We start from the raw sequence: 15,727 nt of genomic DNA, 5'->3' as shown, positions 1-15,727 counted from the left end.
CTATTCTCCATTTCCGTCAGAACTTACAGGAGTAGAAGTTCTGATTTGTCTTTGTCCAGGGTTTCAAAATAGAGCTTCTCACCCTGAGCAATTCGATGCTCCAGCACCCCCATCATCCTGAGAGCCTGTCGGAGAACGGCAGATTTGCTCATCTCTTTCTTTTCACTCAAATCGTTTAGAAGCTCTAGTTCGCTTTCCGTAAGGTTGAGTGAGATCAGGGTTTTTTTGCTCAAAATTCATTTCTCCTCCTGCAATATTTGAAATTATATACGTTATATATAAAAAGTATATAGAACAAATGTATGGATTACAAGTGTTTTTATCAAATTCATTACGTTAACAACCTTGATCGATGATTTGTCGATCAAGGTTGTTGCGGTTTTATTGATCGCTGTTGCTTATGGTTCGACAGAAAAACTCTCAGACATAAAACTGTCATACCCAAGCTCGTGTGAGCCATAGGTGACTTCGTACTCGCTTCCTGCTTCTCTCAACGCTTGATGAGCCTCACCCTCGGTCATACAAACTGCATACAGATGCCAAGGATTGTTTCTGACTACTCCCCACCCTTTTACCCAACCGGGGTTGTCAGGATCGGGAGGAAGACCGTCCGCTACTTTTGCTTTCTGCGACACTGTGTTTCTCCGACAACTGAATCCATTTCTGTACTCGCGATCGATAAATCATCGATCGCTCTTGTGATGCTCTATCAAGCTATCGATCGCTAGACTGTAACCGCTTTCTTCCGAGGTCGTCCGCCCTTTTTCCCGTTTTGCCGAGATGCTTCTGACTTCGCAGTCGATCGCTTCTTACCACCTTGCCGTCCTAGTTCAGACATTGAAGGCTTAGTGCCCAATATTCGATAAATCAGCCCAGGAACACTGAAATCAACATCCAGTGTTTCCCAATGAATACTGCTGCCATCTCCTGAAAGATGCACATCAGCAAGCGCTTCTTTTGAGGCATCTGCAAGTTCTCGAATCAAGGGTACGGGAAACGAGAACTGAGCACGATTAGTTAGCTCGATCGTATATTGCAATTTGCGCGGATAGAACTTCACAGATTCAGCACGCGGTTCTGTCGAGGCAGCTTGAACCCAAGCCGCCTTCGCCTGGGTAATTTGGCTCTCTAATTCGGCTTCACTGATTTCGTTCCTCCATTTCTTCTCTGTCATGGATCTTCTTCCATTCAATTAATAATTTGTCTTGGTTATCCGCCACGAGCTGCCACGCTTTGCGGATATCAGCGCTTTTAAGATCTGGGTGCGCTTGCAGTAGTTTTGGTGGATTGCTATCGTCACCAATACTGATTTTTATATTCTTATCTCCCCGACTTTTCTTCCTACCTACGAACACGTGAACGTGCGGCGGAAGATGATCATCGGAGTAAATGTAAACGAACAGGTTGTTTGTCGAATCTTCGAGAATTTTGCCCATCGAAAAAGTCCTGAAAATATCGGTTGATTTCAATTAACAGCATCGAAAAATCCTCATTTTTTGCTTGATTATCATATAGCATAACCTAACGCTTGGGTTTTTTGCAAGCGTTAGGTTATGCTGCGCTGAAGTGGCGGCGTGACGATTGGGAGAAATCCGCCAAAACTCTCATTGGGTTCGACGCTTGGGAGAAAATATCAAAAAAGCGCGATCGATGGTTTGTCGATCGCGCTTTTGTTGTATTGGGCGATAGTTGTCGATGTAGATCGCTCTTTCTTGTTAATCCGGAGCCTCCCCATTCTCCAGGCGCTCAATACTCAGTTTCAGTTTTTTATTCACCAGCAGCCGATTTTCAAATTCCATCTCGATCGACTCCTTTCTTAGAAGTTCTGGAATTCCATCTACGACTGCCCGCCTCAGAGCTTCTGTCATATCAATTCCCTTACGCTGAGCATACGCCTCAAGCCTCTGCGCATCTGATTCTTCAATTCTTAGCGTGAATTGTCGCTTTGGCTCGTTCTGTCTAGGGGGCATGGATTCTTCTTGCAGGCTTGTTTTAGTCATGATTTTAGGTCGTTTTGATAGATACCTCTCAACATTATTAGTTTTATAGATTCTTCTTGCATTCTTCTTAGAATCTTGTTACTGTCATTTCTAGAACTTCCAAAACTTCTGGAACTTCCAATGACACAGAAAGAAATGAAAGACCTGAAAGCATTTGCCCGCGATCTACGAGAGCGAATGCACAAGGATGAATTCTTAACCTTTATCAAGTTGCTTCTGGACTTGATCTAACTTCCAAAACTTCTAGAACTTCCAAAGGAGAAATGACATGGTTGCCTCGAAAGAACGTGTAACCCTAACCCCGATCGCGGATATTGCAAACGCTTGGGGCGTGAGTGAGAAACAAGTTAAGAACTGGGTTGAGTTTGTGTACCAAGCCTTCGATGTATTGCTGCCTAGCGCTGGACCGTATCCAGAATGGGGTGTGAGACTTCTGGAAATTACAGCCAAACACATCAGCATCAAGTCCAGCTTCTACTTTGCAGAGACAGGCGAAACCCGTCGATTGAAGTCTCACGAATTCATCAAGAAGATTCGGGGAATGCGGCAAGAGGGACACTTCGCAGAGTTTCAACAATTCCAGAATTTACGACCGACTCAGGCGGAGGTGGAAGAGGATCAGGCAGTTGCAGAATTGGCAGCGATTACACGCGGCATTGACCAAGAAGTGGAGCGGGCAAAGTCCAAGATTGATGCCTATGCCGACACCAAGATGGATGAGTTGGCAGACCATATTGAGCGCACACCGTTGCGAATGATGGGAAGTTTGAGCGAACGCCTGAAAAAGCGCCGTCAGTTAAGTGGCATCAACGAAGTGATTGACGTGACCTATTCCCGCACAGAACTTCCAGAAGTTTCGGAAGTATTAGAACTTCCCGGCGCATGACCTTACCTTGGGCACGGTTTCTCATCCCTGCCCTTTCATTTGGGATTGTTTATCAATTGGTGAATGACTATGAAACTTTTGCCCAATCTCAGCAAAGTCCCCGTGTGGATGTCGTTGAGCATGATCGTATCGAGTCCCCTGCTCGCCTATCTTTTGGCGAGTCGTCCCGTTGACTCACTCACGATGGACGATGTTAGTCCAGGCACTCTCATCAACAAGATTGCTCAGAGTGCAAACCCTGAGACTCTTCCCGTTCCTGCCCCTGCTCCTGTGGGACGGTATGAAGAATCTCAATCGGGAAGTCCATGCTTTCCCCCACCGCAGGTAACTCAACCTCGATATCAACTCAGAGCTACTGATACGACTTCTGCGCCTGTTGCCCGTCGTCCTACTGGCTCGTATTGGGATAAGAATGCTTCTCCTCAAAGCTATGAGGCAAAGGTCTTGCTCAATGTTGCACCTGGCACAACTCGCAAAGCGATCGCTAGCAAGCTTGGAGATATGGGCAACTACTCTGGAACGACTGCAACTTATGCAACGGCAGACGGGACGATTCAGATTAACTTCAATCCCAAGCCACGGCTACTAGATGACACGGTTGAATGGGTGGGCTTTGTGCAATGACACAACACCCAAGCTGGTCAGAACGAATTGAAACTGCGATCGCAGAACTCGAAGCCGAAGGCGAAACTGCAACGGCTGATCAAGTTCGAGACGCAATTGAACAAACACCGGAGGAATAAATGAATCGAAAAATAATCAGTGCTGCACTGGCTGGATTAATCCTTGCGACGACTGCGCGTCCTGCCCACTCCAATCCGGCAATGGTTGCTGCGCCTGCTCTCTGTTCCACCGGGGTTGGTTGCGTCTTTGTTGGCGTTGCTGTGATCGGCGGTCTGTCCTATTACGTTTGGCAGAATAGCCAGACCGGAGACAGATATCACCAGCCTGTTTATTCTCAAGGCACTGACCCTGGAAATGTTCCAGGAAAGCAAGAAACGCATGGCGTAACTCAACGCTCTGCTTGCAAGGAAATGGAGCACAAGTTTCAACAACAGGGACGAAGGGTACGTCTTGCCCGTGTGATTCGTTCCTCAAATCGGGGTGCAGTCCTTCGATACATTTGTGTATTTGAAGGAGAAGATGCACAGTATGGATATTACGATCGGTATCGTCGCTAGTGAGAGAGACTATGGACTTATCAATTTACTTGGCCTGTCAAGAACAGTTTTGCCATCCGGATGAAACGGGTGTCGTTGTGCGTTGGGGAACACCTGATAGGAATGAACTCGTTTCAATGGGCGCAGGAAAGACTTGGAAAGTTGTGGAGCAGGTTCAGTACGAAGCCTCACAAGATATTTGCCCACGGATCGTCTACGTTCATCCTGATGCGCTTGAGATTCCATCTCGTTCAGAGTGGGATTCTGCATCTGAATCGGACACCACAATTCAAATTGCTCTAGATGAAGTCGGCAAGCCAGAGCTTGAGTTCGGTTTCAATATGTTAGGTCAAGCTCCCGTTGTGGGAGATCGACTGATGAACTATGAAGCAACCGAGCATCCAACTTGGATGCAGCCTGTTGCAACGGATTGGGTAATTGATTCGTTCGATGAGTTCTTGCCCCAAACTCAGTCCTTCTACAAAGCAATCTACATTGCTTGGTGTAAAGCTGAGAGATTTGCGATCGCGGCATAGCTATCTGTCAGTAACAAAGATTAGCAAAACTCCGAGACATGCTGCTGCGGAGTTTTTTGTGTGTGCAAATCACCTCTGAATCGTTCGACTTGATCAATTAACGCGATCGCTCAGCCTCGCTAAGGTATCGCCCTCGCTTGTAGAAGCGACGACTTGGTATCACAATCCCTAAACCAGCAAAGTCGAATTAATTGCGGCACACCCTACCTTCAATCCATCTGTGACTTGTGCCAGCACAATTAACTCAACTGCAAGCTCTCTCTAAGTCTCCGCTTTACGACAAGATCCTTTTTTACAGCCGAAATGATTTTTTGACACACGGGCACTCTACGTTTGAAGCTCCAGTATTCGAGGTTGAACGTGATGAGACAGGCTGTCGTTGGATTGATGTGGATTGGAATAAGTACCCTCTCACTGGCGCATGGTGAAGCTGTTGTCGGGGTCGATCGCGTTCAGGCACAAGTCATTCCTGACGGTACCTTGCCCACTACAGTCACAACGCCTAACAATCTCGACTTCACCATCAATGGCGGCACTCGCTCCGGTAACAATCTCTTTCATAGCTTCAGCCAACTCTCCGTTCCTACAGGTGGCTCCGCTCTCTTCAACAACGCTACAGAGGTTCAGACTATCTTTGCCCGCGTTACCGGAGGCGGCGCTTCCAATATTGATGGACTCCTCAAAGCCAATGGCACTGCGAGTCTGTTTCTGCTTAATCCCAACGGCATTCTGTTCGGAGTCAATGCACAGTTGAATATTGGCGGATCATTTGTTGGAACGACTGCCAACAGCATTCAGTTTGCTGATGGGACTGAGTTTAGTGCAGTCAATCTCAGTAGTCTGCCCTTGTTGACGATGAGTGCGCCAATTGGTGTACAGTTCGGCGCAACCTCAAGCAGTATTCGGGTCCAAGGACAAGGGCACAATCTTCTGCATCCACCCACATTCACAAGCTCTGTCACGCGTGATCCAAATCTTGCAGGACTAAAGGTTCCACCAGGACAAAAATTAGTCCTGCTCGGCAATGGAGTATTTTTGGATGGAGGAGTTCTCATTGCTGAAAGTGGACAGTTGGAATTAGGAAGTGTAAGCACAGGTACGATCAAGTTCAACACCGCAACTCCCAACTGGGAATTCAACTATAATGCTGTTCCTAGTTTTTCAGACATTGCTCTCACTCGTGCTGCACTGATTGATGCAAGTGGCAACCCGAGTGGATCAATTCATTTACAAGGGAAAGGCATTCGGATTCAAGAAAGTTCTGCCGTATTTATTCAGCACCAGGGACAACAAGCTGCGGGTCGGATTAAAGTCGATGCAGACGTATTAGAAATCAACGGAGCCTTGCCGAAGAAAGATCAAAGTTTGATTCTGTCAGAAAATATCGGCAGTAGCCACGGAGCAGATATTGATGTGTCGGCAAGACAAGTTGTAACCCGAGAGGGCAGCGCCATTTTCTCGACGACTTACAAAAATGGAGGCAGCGGTGGCAATATTGTCGTGAATGCAACCGACTCTATCCTGGCTTCTGGATTCGCTGCCTTTGATCCATCCCGTGCAGGCGGAGTTCTGACGCGAACCTACATCGGCGGCGGTCGCAGTGGAAACACAACGGTAACGACCTCTAATTTATCGGTGAGAGAAGGAGCTGGAATTACATCGCTTGTGTTGGGCGGTGCTCGGGGCGGAAATGTGCAGGTCAGCGCCGATACAATCTCCCTGTTTGGTGAAAATTCCGGTACTGCTGGAGGCTCCAACATTGTCTCAACGACACTGTTTGGTGGAGATGCTGGCTCAATTTTGATCGACACAAAACAGCTACTTCTAGGAGCTTCAGGACTCATTTCTGCGAGTACGTCTGGAGCTGGCAATGCGGGTAGCCTCACTATTCATGCCAGTGAATTCATTGATATCGATGGGTCTGGCTCAGTTGTAAGCCAGCGAAGCCGGATTACAGCTTCAGGACAACTCTTACCTCCCACGTTTAGACGAATTTACGGATTACCAGCGTTACCAACTGGCAATGGTGGAAACTTAGCGATTACTTCACCCAACATTCGGGTCAGGAATCAAGGATACATTGCGGCTGAGAATGTAGGCAGTGGAGATGCTGGACGCTTGCAAATTCAAGCCAACTCGATTGAGTTAGACAATCAAGGTCAAATTAGAACTGCCACTGCGGTTGGTAATGGGGGTAACTTGGAGATCACAACGCGCGATCTACTACTCATGCGCCACCAAAGCCTGATTAGTGCCAGAGCTAGCCAATTTGGAAATGGCGGTAATATCATTCTGAATGCTCCGATCGCTGTTGGCCTAGAAAATAGTGATATTGTCGCCAATGCTGAGAAGGGACGAGGTGGAAACATTCAAATCGCCACTCAGGGCATTATTGGGTTGCAGTATCGCGATCGCTTAACCCCAGAAAACGACATTACGGCTAGTTCTGAATTCGGTGTGAATGGCACCGTTGAGGTCAACAATGTGGGAGTTGACCCGAACTCTGGCTTAGTCGAGTTATCCACCACACTGATTGATTCAAATCAAAAAGTTGCGGCGGGCTGTTCCGGTACTCAAGGCAGTAGTTTTGTGGTCACAGGACGAGGCGGAGTACCACAAAATCCGAGTCAGAACGTGAGACACGATCGTTCCTGGAATGATATGCGTGATCTCTCGGCTTTTCACAAACCTGCGATCGCGCCAGCTTCAACTCAGACTGCCACGCTCGTAGAAGCGACGGCTTGGTCTCGTAATCCCCAAACTGGAAAAGTCGAATTAGTTGCAGCACATCCTACTTCCAGCACTCCATCTGCCACTTGTGCTAGCAAGCTGAACTTAACTCAAAGCCATATCTAACTCTCCGCTTTCCAGAAGTAGTCTTCTTCTGACATCGCAATGATGTTGTTGAACAGGCACCCTACGTCTGGCACTCCAAAGTTTGAGGGCAAATGAGGCAAGCACTATTTGTGCAACATGCGCCATATGCACTATCGCAATTTGGGGCGTGAGCAAATTTGGCTCGACGTTGTGCTGCTATCCAAATTTGCTCACGATTAGGTCATCCATAGGATTCTTAGTGGCTTCAAACGCCCATCACAGCAGCAACTCTATCCCAACATGCTGCCACGAATTGCTCATGCTTCGTGGCAGCATGTTGCTGCTGAAGTGGGCGGTTATTTGCGCGATCGTGCTTCTGTTTGGAATTTCTGTGTTGCTTTAACGCGATTGCTAACATCACATCGATTATGCCGTTTCTTTAAAGTTTACGTGTCTTCTAAAGAAGTTTTCATAAAGAACGCAAAGTCAATAGCAGTCTGGGAAAGATTGCACCATAAGAAGAACTTTTTTGATCCATGTGTAAATTTAGCTGCTCTTATGACCTTGCTTCTTGCCAATCAAAGCGACTGCCACTTCTTCAGATTTTGGTTTCAGGATCGCCTTTGTGATGGCATTACTTATGATGCACACCTATTCTATCAAGCCGCCTGTTTTCAGTCTCAACACCGTGACCATGCTTACGCAGTTGCTTCAGATTGGCTAGAGCGAGGACTGACTGTAATAATTTGCTGTATGAAAAATCGCTACATAGTGGGTGTTGGTTTTCATGGTGAGTGGCAGCAAGTTTTCAATGAAGACCTGAAACGGAGTTTTTCCGTGTCTTTGCTCCAAACTCAGTAATCTGTCTTGATAGAAAACTTGAGCAGATCGATTAGCGCGATCGCTGTGCCCAAGCCCTGAGCTTATCCAAATCCAGCCGCCCCAAAAAATCAAGCAACTCTTCCTGCATCAGTGCTAGATACAGTGAATTGCAAAGTGACTCAACATAAGAGTCCCTCCAAATTCGTGAAATCTCTGTTTCTAGCGGTACTTCCAGTCTCCGAAAATTGCGGATGAACGCTGCTAATTGTGCAATTGGCTGCTCTCCACACAGCGCGACTGCTTTAATAATTTCAACCAAGACATCATCAGAAAAATCTCCCGGTGTGACAGCCAGGAGCGAAACAGTTTCGGGCATCTCTACTACTCATCGTCGATCGGAACTCCACAAGAATTTTTTAAGTAAGCGTAAATCGGGAAATCTATACAGCAAGGGGGCTGATTTATTATTTCAAGCTCCATCTTTCCCTGTAAACGCTTCATAAAATCTTTATGGATAATTTTCCTAACGAGTTTGCAATATTGCTTGAAATCGAGAGACACAGGACACTGGTGGAGCGGTTCCCGATCCTAGAATCGATCGATTTCATTCTGCTAGACGAAGCTATATCGATCGAGTGTGATCAGCTATTCCAGGTTGAAGAGCTAGGAGCGATCGCATCACAACTACTCGAAACGAGCTACTATCTGACCGGTCGCACTCGGCTCTATGTATATTTTGGGGATAAATGTGTCCTTCAAAGGGAAATTACGCTACACTCAAAGCCTGTTGTCGAAGAAGTCTCCGCTATGGTCGCCACACTGGAAAAGCCTGTCGAAAACACTCCTGTACAAGTTTCACTCCCGATCGCTGATGTTCAACCTGAGCCAGAGCAGCTCTATCCGGTCGATAAGCTAATTTCCCACGTCTCCGCTAGGACTGGGATGGATTCTGAATCCATTCAGAAAACGATCGAGCTGTTACGTTTCCCAAAATTCAAGATGGGTGGACAAGTTCTGATTTCAGCAAGAACCATTCCGACCATCCTAAATCGCTGGGCAGAAGCTGTCTCGGGGGACATTCAAGCAACGCTGTACGAAGAAGCGACTCGCCCATCTCCGATTCCGAAGACTGTGGCAAAGTCTCCAGCGAAGAAGGTTGCAGCAAGGAAATCGACTGCTAAGAAGACCGCTGCTAAGAGCAGTGCAACTGAAGCCGAATAAGTTTCTCCCTCCTTAAAGAACTACACTATCCGCCCTAGAACGTGGGGCGGATTTTTGATGGAGAAACGACGATCGAGCCTTCATAGAAATCGCCCGTGCGCTCTAAGTGGAACTCTCTAAACATGAGAGCAATCCAAACCTGAACAACTGATAAGTTCAGCTTCTCAACTCACTCGCTCAATCCCATTGGCTGAGTTAGGGCAGCCGCAGCGCATGTAAGGATCCGCGACCGCCGCGACGGTTTGGATTGCACGCGAAGATTCTTCACCAACACGAAGATAGGCCAGCAGTCCAGCATTCGCAGCATTTGGTGGCGGAATGCGATCGTTCATCTGTGTTGCCTAAAACGGTTCTGGTCAGCAGCGGCAGATTAGCTTCATATCACGGCCGAACTTTTGATACCGTCTGCTGCCTAGGAGTTTGGACGGCATTCCGCTTCCGTCACTTTTGTCTGCTTGGGGCTAGAAATGACAATTGTTGACGGACTAATAAAGAAACACGCGATGTTTCAGAACCACATGTCCGAAACGCGACGGTCATCGCGGGGCAAGTCGTCGAAGCTGTTAAGACCATCGAAGTGGTCGATCGGTAGATCAGCAATGGGAGCTGGCTCGGTCAGACGCAGATTGACGGCTGTCCAGTGCCGTCCGTCCTCTTCTGGAACGGTTGCCACATAGTGTGTCACACAACCACAAGTTTTGCAGAAGTGGAAATCGATTGCTCCACCATCGGCCCGACGATAACTGGTCGTTTCGCCGGATATGCAGATGTCATTGCCAATGTAGCCGTAGGCCCAGAGGGCACCATAGCGACGGCAGATCGTGCAGTTACATGCTGTGACGGATTTGGGTGACGTATCAAGCGTCCAAGTGACGCGTCCACAGTGGCAGATCCCTTGCATCTTGGGAACTCCTTTCGTTAATTGTTCAGTACTCAATTTGATCAAGCTTCTAGCTCGATCAAATTGAGCGCAACAGCTTTTAGCTCGATAGCAATGATTGACGTTGTGTCGTTCAACGATTATCAGGTCGCAACAAACTGAGGCATGAATGGAATGTCTGTGCTTCCAATATCTAACTCCATTTGCGACAACAGAGTCGTTACTTGACCCCTATGGTGTGTTTGATGATTGAACATGTGTGTTACCAAAACCCAACGGGGGACTGTGCGAATTTTTCCGTCAACCTTGCTTTGATACGTTTGCGCTTCGTCCAGCCAAATGGGATCTAGTGCCGAAACCCAATCTATGATCCGAAGATCCAACGCCTCTCTCTCAGCTCTAAGAGCCATAAATGAAGCAGTCAACTCTTGTCCTAACTCAGGAACCTGCACTGGATTTCCTGTGAACCGAGATAAAAATGCCAAATCCCCGTACATGATGTGATTAAGCGTCATATAAATGGAATCAAAAAACGCCTTTCGATTCAGCCGAAGCTCCTCTTCGGACAATCTCGAACACACATCATAGAGCTTGATATTCATCCACTGGTTATATTCAGCTAATAGCTGAAAATGCTTGTACTCAGACATCGCTACTCCGAATCAGGAATTTGATCACCTTCCCTTATGAATCTTATGAGTCATCCTCTGGACTGTCACTCACATTGATTTATCTTTGCAATATTCGGTACGTTCTTCTATCTTCAATGTAAAATCCAGCATTCACTTGCCCAAGTCAATAACGATAGTTGCTCGTGGCTTCTCTTGCAGTCTAATACTGCCCATCACCTGCCGCAGATCGCCTTCGCATCATAGCCGATAAACTCTCAGCGGCTGGTGTGCATAGGCAGCGTTAGCTTGTGTTATCAACCTGTGAGTAGCGATTGCATAGAACACTTCATCATTGCGACATCATGGCGGAAAGTAGGGCTGTAAAGATGTGTTGCCAGCTTTCGCTCAATATCTGAGCCACTTGGGGATGTTGCAAAAATACGAAATAGGCAACTAAAGAAATGCCACCCACCAGTATGTAAATCCATTGACTCAGTTTAACTTGCACCACCAAGCGATAAAGCCAGTAAAAAATCACTGCGGCTGCAATGATGCCAATGACCCCCATTAACTGAAGGATGAGCACATCAGTTGTTGTCTTTCCTAAAGCTGAGGTGTGCACTAAATTCGCGGCATATCCGGCATACCACGTCTGAATCAAAATGCCAGGAATCCAACCAATCCACTCAAACTGAAATCGATGAACTGTTTGTGCAACGGATTCAGTCCAATTAATAAACCATTTCCATTCGTCAGTCTTGCCAGTGATGTGATTCCAAGCTCCGTTGATCAGCACAACTAACAGTACTGCCAACACCCAGGGTGCAACGAGTACGAATAGCAAGCCCCAGTACATCACAACACTGCCGATCGCGTAACCTAGAAGTTTGAGCAACACCATATACTACATCCTGACAGACCCAGTAGACCATCGTACCTTTCATACCACAAGGACAATCTCGTCACCACCCATTTCAGAACAGCAGGATCTAATTTTTATCCATTCTCTACAGCGCTTCACAAGGACTGTAAGGTTACGATCGTTCAACTTTATCGTTAGGCTTGACCGATTATTTTGGAAGCCAATGTGACCAGTGCGTATTGGGCGCTTCCACGGGGATCCAAAGTGATGGATCTGATGTAACTAAAACATTGGCAATCCGGGGGAAAGCAACTGTCCGACTCGGCGGCATATCCCATGTCGGATGATCCCACTCGTCAATGGTGAGCAAGTGCTGAAAGCCTGGGGGGATGAATTGCTGAATTTCAGCTTGCGAGGCTAACAGGCTCTCCTTGTATGTTTCAGCTAGAGCAACAGAGACCCAGAAGCCGTATTCTGGCTGAACATCATAGTTTGGCTGGATGACCAAGCTAGTCGGATTGGTGTCTTCTCCTCGAATGACGATGCTTAGAATGTTCTGATCATCATCCAATTGGATACATCCTGGCACAAGGAATCGATCATTATCAAACCCCTGCCTGCCGACTACACCTGTACCCACAACTTCAACCGTGGCTGTAAGTCCCTGACCAGCGGGCCACCAAACCACTGAATTAAAAAGCAACAACCATTGATCTGAACTGCGATAGGTCGATAAACGCGATGACACATAGTCAATATTCATGTTGCCAAAACAGGGCATGTCAATGCGCTGAAAAGCGTTATCGAGAAAGCTCAAAATGGAGTCTCTGTTGAACATGGAAGTCGCTTGCCTTTTTAACTACAATTAGGCATTTCCGCAGGGGCTGAACGGAAGGGATGCCGAGCACAAATGCGGAACCATGCCATAAGTCCTACATAATTATAGGAAGATTGAATTGGCCACCCCGTTCAGATGGGCCTTTCAGCTTTGTAATGCAATCGTCAAGCTCTTCCAGCAGCCAGGTTTTATTTTCCTCGTTTAAATTCGGTAATTCATTTTCTGCAATTGATGCTCTAAGAGTCTGAAAAGTAGCTAGCCCAGCAGCGGCATCAAACCATACCATGTCATCAATTCCATAGGAATTCTCAGTTTCAGAATCAATCTCAGGATCTTCGCCGGTCTCATCATCGTCTCCTCGCATACATATTTCAAGATCAGTACTATCAAAGAAGGACGAAATCTTAGCCACCCCAAGTTTGTCACACAGCGAATCGAGGTCGTCAGAGTACCTATACATCAAGGTGTGATCTTCACTGTCTGTTGACATATCACGACCTTCGAGGGTGTGAATCCAAAGCGTCATGCCCATGAATCGCCTGCAATTGTTAAATGAGAATGAGCTAAAACAAAATATAGTGTGAACAGCATAACGTTTGTGGCCAGCAGCTGTCAGCATTTTTGAACTCAGCATCAGCAGCTTGAGACAGTCCCGCTGCACCCCGGTTGTTATGTGGATTGAGATCCTGTGTCTACTTCAGATGAGTCTTCCTTCATCATTCCAGTTACCAAACATTTGATTGCGGGCAGTTTTGTTCACAAAATTCCGAAGCCGCCGCCCGAATTCACTTTGATTTTTTCGCATTTCCTCAATATATCCGATGCGTACTCGCCGATACAGATCTGGGAATGTAAGGAAATTAGACCAAGCATCAGGTTCTGCCTTAAGTGCCTCAACAATATCTTTGGGAACTTCAAACTTGGTGGTTAGGTCAGGGAGTGTTGCAAATCCAGCATCAGTCATCATTCCTAGTCGAATTAGGCGGCGCGCACGTTCCTTATTTAATTCTGTCCAGTTGCTTCGCTTTTTCCGAGGCGTAAATCGTTGAACACGCTCATAGGTTGAAAATCGTTTTTGTACACTGTCGATCCAACCAAAACAGATAGCCTCCTCAACTGCATCTAGATAGGAGATAGTTAAAGACTCAGAACCATCATCGAACAACAACCAAATCTCATTGGTTATAGCGTAATGTTGCTCAAGCCAAGAACGCCATGCAGTTCTATCAGTTGCTTTATAGGTTGTGGTGATCTCCATTTACCCTCTATTACCTTTCCATATAACTATTTATTAGTCTGACTCTTTCCGCCTAATCATCCAGATGCGGACGTTAGACCGAATCTGGTCGGCATAACATCCCGTCAGGGCGAGTTAGGCTGATGAAAGTCGGCATAACATCCCAAATTAAAGGATTAGACCGGCTTTTTCTGCCTAATACCGGGATTTGGAATGTTAGATCGACTCACGTTCCGCATATTACCCATCGACAGGGGAATTAGACCGAAAATTTCCGTATTTCTTCTCAAAGCAAGCTTGTACTATTCTGCCTAAGATCCCGTTCAACCACATTTACCCGATGACCGTTGAACGAGAGGATACAATCACCCAAGAAGCTATTGGATCAAGTGCGCTGTACGAAGAAGCGACCCGACTAGCTCCGCTTCCAAGGACTGTGGCAAAGTCTCTAGCAAAGAAAGTAGCTGCAAAGAATATCGACTGCGACTAAGAAGCCTGCTGCTAAGAGTAGCGCAAGTGAAGCCGAGTAAGTTTCTCCCTCCTTTAAAACGCCATATCCGCCCTAGAGAGCTTGGGGCGGATCTTTTGATGGAGAAACGACGATCGAGCCTTCATAGAAATCGCCCGTGCGCTCTAAATGGAACTCTCCAAACATGAGGGCAATCCAAACCTGAACAACTGATAAGTCTAGCTTCTCAACTAACTCACTCAATCCCATTGGCTGAGTTAGGGCAGTCGCAACAATTTCAATCCACGTATCGATATCTTCCGAGTGAGCCAGGGAAATCGCTTGCTCTAGCACCTGGGCTTCTGGAAGTTCAGCAATAGCATCTGCCAACTTTCCCGACTCGACTTCCGCAACGAGGGTTCCACCTCGCTCTGCGTTCGAGCCTCGCGTTGCGGATTCTCTGTTTTCGGGATAGTAATGCTCATCTGACTCTTCAAACAAATCAGACGGGAATCGAATCTGCTGCGACTGGATGAATAGCTCCACGCAATCTTCCAGGTTGCTCAGAATTGGTTCTGTGGGGTTGTATTTCTGATCCCACTCCAAGCGTATCGACCGGGCTTTCTCGAAAAGCGCGATCGCATCTCTCACAACCTCAGTCGCAACTCGATCCAGATCTGTTGCACAGAGGGCAGAGTGAGGGATGAAACTCGGTTCCGCCTCTAACAAATTTGCCGACATTTCTTCCATATTGAGTTGAAAAATTTCTGAGAGCTAATCTAAGCCAGTCGTGAATGTCTCCTTCGGTCGCACCTTTGCAGTGAAAAACTTCAGTCATTAAAACCTGTTTGCCGTTTTCTCGTAGCTCAGCAGCGATCGCGTGAACTGGAGACTCTTTCGTTTCTCGATAGTAGATTACGTTTGGGTAAAGCGAAGGCAATTCTGGCATTGCAACCATCTTGCGAGCCGCTTTTTTCTGAGCATTCCTTGCATCCCGTCTGCGATAGTTGTAGCGACGATCGGGACAAAGAGCACTGTCCCAACATTCTTTCTGTTTCGCGTCATTCGCGCTCAACTTGCTGCACTGTCGGCATTTCTCGGATATCGGTCGCGCCACGAATAGCAACCCTCTAAAAGATACGACGAATTTAGTACGGTTAGTACGAGTCTATCCGGATCTATCGGTGATGTCGATCGCCTAGTTCAAATCTTCAAGATTAGCTGCGGTGTCCGCAGAAGTTCTAAGCTCTGAATAACGTCTTAATGCCTTTTGCTGCAATCGTTCCAGCGACTTTTGAAAGGACTAAATTACAGCTTTCAGTCTCACGATTTTACTGAGCTTCAGAGACTGCTTTATTGAGAATCAGTCCATTGCTAGTCCAGCTAATTTTTGAGACAACAAATCTCAA

23 protein-coding genes and 1 pseudogene are annotated in these 15,727 nt (G+C 46.9%); 8 read left to right on the top strand and 16 right to left on the bottom strand.

Translation table 11 applies throughout. The features are described 5' to 3' along the window. Window positions 1-23: 23 nt before the first annotated feature. From LEPBO_RS0110125 to LEPBO_RS0110105, 5 genes are all read right to left on the bottom strand, one after another. Window positions 24-233: a ribbon-helix-helix protein, CopG family gene (locus tag LEPBO_RS0110125; protein WP_017287449.1), complete on the bottom strand. Its 210-nt coding sequence runs from the start codon at window positions 231-233 to the stop codon at window positions 24-26. Window positions 234-398: 165 nt separating this feature from the next. Further along, window positions 399-635, bottom strand: a complete 237-nt coding sequence (locus LEPBO_RS0110120; RefSeq protein ID WP_017287448.1) for a hypothetical protein — start codon at window positions 633-635, stop codon at window positions 399-401. A gap of 89 nt (window positions 636-724) precedes the next feature. Continuing rightward, the gene (locus LEPBO_RS0110115; protein ID WP_017287447.1) at window positions 725-1,174 is read right to left on the bottom strand and encodes a DUF2442 domain-containing protein; all 450 of its coding nucleotides are present in this window, start codon (window positions 1,172-1,174) and stop codon (window positions 725-727) included. Further along, complete coding sequence (locus LEPBO_RS0110110) at window positions 1,140-1,436, bottom strand: DUF4160 domain-containing protein (protein WP_017287446.1); 297 nt, start codon at window positions 1,434-1,436, stop codon at window positions 1,140-1,142. Before LEPBO_RS0110110 ends, LEPBO_RS0110115 begins: the two co-directional genes overlap by 35 nt. Before the next feature lie 279 nt (window positions 1,437-1,715). Continuing rightward, window positions 1,716-2,000, bottom strand: a complete 285-nt coding sequence (locus LEPBO_RS0110105; RefSeq protein ID WP_017287445.1) for a hypothetical protein — start codon at window positions 1,998-2,000, stop codon at window positions 1,716-1,718. 268 nt (window positions 2,001-2,268) lie between these two features. On the opposite strand from LEPBO_RS0110105, the gene LEPBO_RS0110095 reads away from it, so the two are divergent. From LEPBO_RS0110095 to LEPBO_RS0110070, 6 genes are all read left to right on the top strand, one after another. After that, window positions 2,269-2,886: a hypothetical protein gene (locus tag LEPBO_RS0110095; protein ID WP_017287443.1), complete on the top strand. Its 618-nt coding sequence runs from the start codon at window positions 2,269-2,271 to the stop codon at window positions 2,884-2,886. Window positions 2,887-2,955: 69 nt separating this feature from the next. After that, on the top strand, window positions 2,956-3,510 hold the full coding sequence (locus tag LEPBO_RS0110090) for a hypothetical protein (RefSeq protein ID WP_017287442.1): 555 nt from the start codon (window positions 2,956-2,958) through the stop codon (window positions 3,508-3,510). Next, window positions 3,507-3,629, top strand: coding sequence for a hypothetical protein (locus LEPBO_RS44380; protein WP_017287441.1), 123 nt, complete (start codon window positions 3,507-3,509; stop codon window positions 3,627-3,629). Before LEPBO_RS0110090 ends, LEPBO_RS44380 begins: the two co-directional genes overlap by 4 nt. After that, window positions 3,630-4,067 (top strand): hypothetical protein, encoded by a 438-nt coding sequence (locus LEPBO_RS39955; protein ID WP_017287440.1) that lies wholly within the window; start codon window positions 3,630-3,632, stop codon window positions 4,065-4,067. A gap of 11 nt (window positions 4,068-4,078) precedes the next feature. Next, the gene (locus LEPBO_RS0110075; RefSeq protein WP_017287439.1) at window positions 4,079-4,582 is read left to right on the top strand and encodes a hypothetical protein; all 504 of its coding nucleotides are present in this window, start codon (window positions 4,079-4,081) and stop codon (window positions 4,580-4,582) included. Window positions 4,583-4,945: 363 nt separating this feature from the next. Then, entirely contained in the window at window positions 4,946-7,438 is a 2,493-nt protein-coding gene (locus tag LEPBO_RS0110070) for a beta strand repeat-containing protein (RefSeq protein ID WP_017287438.1), read from the top strand. A gap of 226 nt (window positions 7,439-7,664) precedes the next feature. Here the strand turns inward: LEPBO_RS0110070 and LEPBO_RS42850 are convergent, their stop codons facing one another. After that, window positions 7,665-7,820, bottom strand: coding sequence for a hypothetical protein (locus LEPBO_RS42850; protein WP_154660825.1), 156 nt, complete (start codon window positions 7,818-7,820; stop codon window positions 7,665-7,667). A gap of 137 nt (window positions 7,821-7,957) precedes the next feature. Here LEPBO_RS42850 and LEPBO_RS42260 point away from each other — a divergent pair, with 137 nt between their 5' ends. Next, window positions 7,958-8,260, top strand: a complete 303-nt coding sequence (locus LEPBO_RS42260) for a hypothetical protein (protein ID WP_144056182.1) — start codon at window positions 7,958-7,960, stop codon at window positions 8,258-8,260. A 31-nt stretch (window positions 8,261-8,291) separates the two neighbouring features. On the opposite strand, the gene LEPBO_RS0110060 is transcribed toward LEPBO_RS42260, so the two are convergent. Then, the gene (locus LEPBO_RS0110060) at window positions 8,292-8,597 is read right to left on the bottom strand and encodes a hypothetical protein (protein ID WP_017287435.1); all 306 of its coding nucleotides are present in this window, start codon (window positions 8,595-8,597) and stop codon (window positions 8,292-8,294) included. A gap of 134 nt (window positions 8,598-8,731) precedes the next feature. Between LEPBO_RS0110060 and LEPBO_RS0110055 the strand changes: the two genes are divergently transcribed. Next, on the top strand, window positions 8,732-9,442 hold the full coding sequence (locus LEPBO_RS0110055; protein ID WP_017287434.1) for a hypothetical protein: 711 nt from the start codon (window positions 8,732-8,734) through the stop codon (window positions 9,440-9,442). A gap of 508 nt (window positions 9,443-9,950) precedes the next feature. Here the strand turns inward: LEPBO_RS0110055 and LEPBO_RS44375 are convergent. The 9 genes and pseudogenes from LEPBO_RS44375 to LEPBO_RS42255 form a co-directional block, all read right to left on the bottom strand. Beyond that, window positions 9,951-10,127, bottom strand: coding sequence for a hypothetical protein (locus tag LEPBO_RS44375; RefSeq protein WP_197693276.1), 177 nt, complete (start codon window positions 10,125-10,127; stop codon window positions 9,951-9,953). Then, window positions 10,128-10,343, bottom strand: a pseudogene (locus LEPBO_RS45605) (GFA family protein); the annotation flags it as partial. 122 nt (window positions 10,344-10,465) lie between these two features. Then, entirely contained in the window at window positions 10,466-10,972 is a 507-nt protein-coding gene (locus LEPBO_RS0110045; RefSeq protein WP_017287431.1) for a DinB family protein, read from the bottom strand. A gap of 310 nt (window positions 10,973-11,282) precedes the next feature. After that, entirely contained in the window at window positions 11,283-11,834 is a 552-nt protein-coding gene (locus tag LEPBO_RS0110040) for a hypothetical protein (protein ID WP_017287430.1), read from the bottom strand. Window positions 11,835-12,003: 169 nt separating this feature from the next. Further along, entirely contained in the window at window positions 12,004-12,633 is a 630-nt protein-coding gene (locus LEPBO_RS0110035; RefSeq protein WP_017287429.1) for a DUF7003 family protein, read from the bottom strand. A gap of 94 nt (window positions 12,634-12,727) precedes the next feature. After that, entirely contained in the window at window positions 12,728-13,165 is a 438-nt protein-coding gene (locus tag LEPBO_RS0110030; protein WP_017287428.1) for a hypothetical protein, read from the bottom strand. 165 nt (window positions 13,166-13,330) lie between these two features. Next, window positions 13,331-13,891, bottom strand: coding sequence for a YdeI/OmpD-associated family protein (locus LEPBO_RS0110025; protein ID WP_017287427.1), 561 nt, complete (start codon window positions 13,889-13,891; stop codon window positions 13,331-13,333). A 541-nt stretch (window positions 13,892-14,432) separates the two neighbouring features. After that, window positions 14,433-15,059 (bottom strand): hypothetical protein, encoded by a 627-nt coding sequence (locus tag LEPBO_RS39950; RefSeq protein WP_144056181.1) that lies wholly within the window; start codon window positions 15,057-15,059, stop codon window positions 14,433-14,435. Next, a complete protein-coding gene (locus tag LEPBO_RS42255; protein WP_144056180.1) occupies window positions 14,974-15,435 on the bottom strand; it encodes a hypothetical protein in 462 nt (153 codons plus the stop codon). The genes LEPBO_RS39950 and LEPBO_RS42255 overlap by 86 nt, the downstream gene beginning before the upstream one ends. Window positions 15,436-15,727 lie beyond the last annotated feature (292 nt).

The sequence above is a fragment of the Leptolyngbya boryana PCC 6306 genome (genome assembly GCF_000353285.1).
Taxonomy (GTDB): Bacteria; Cyanobacteriota; Cyanobacteriia; order Leptolyngbyales; family Leptolyngbyaceae; genus Leptolyngbya; species Leptolyngbya boryana.
The sequence above is the reverse complement of the archived record's forward strand: the minus strand, read 5'-3'. Positions and strand labels throughout refer to the sequence as shown.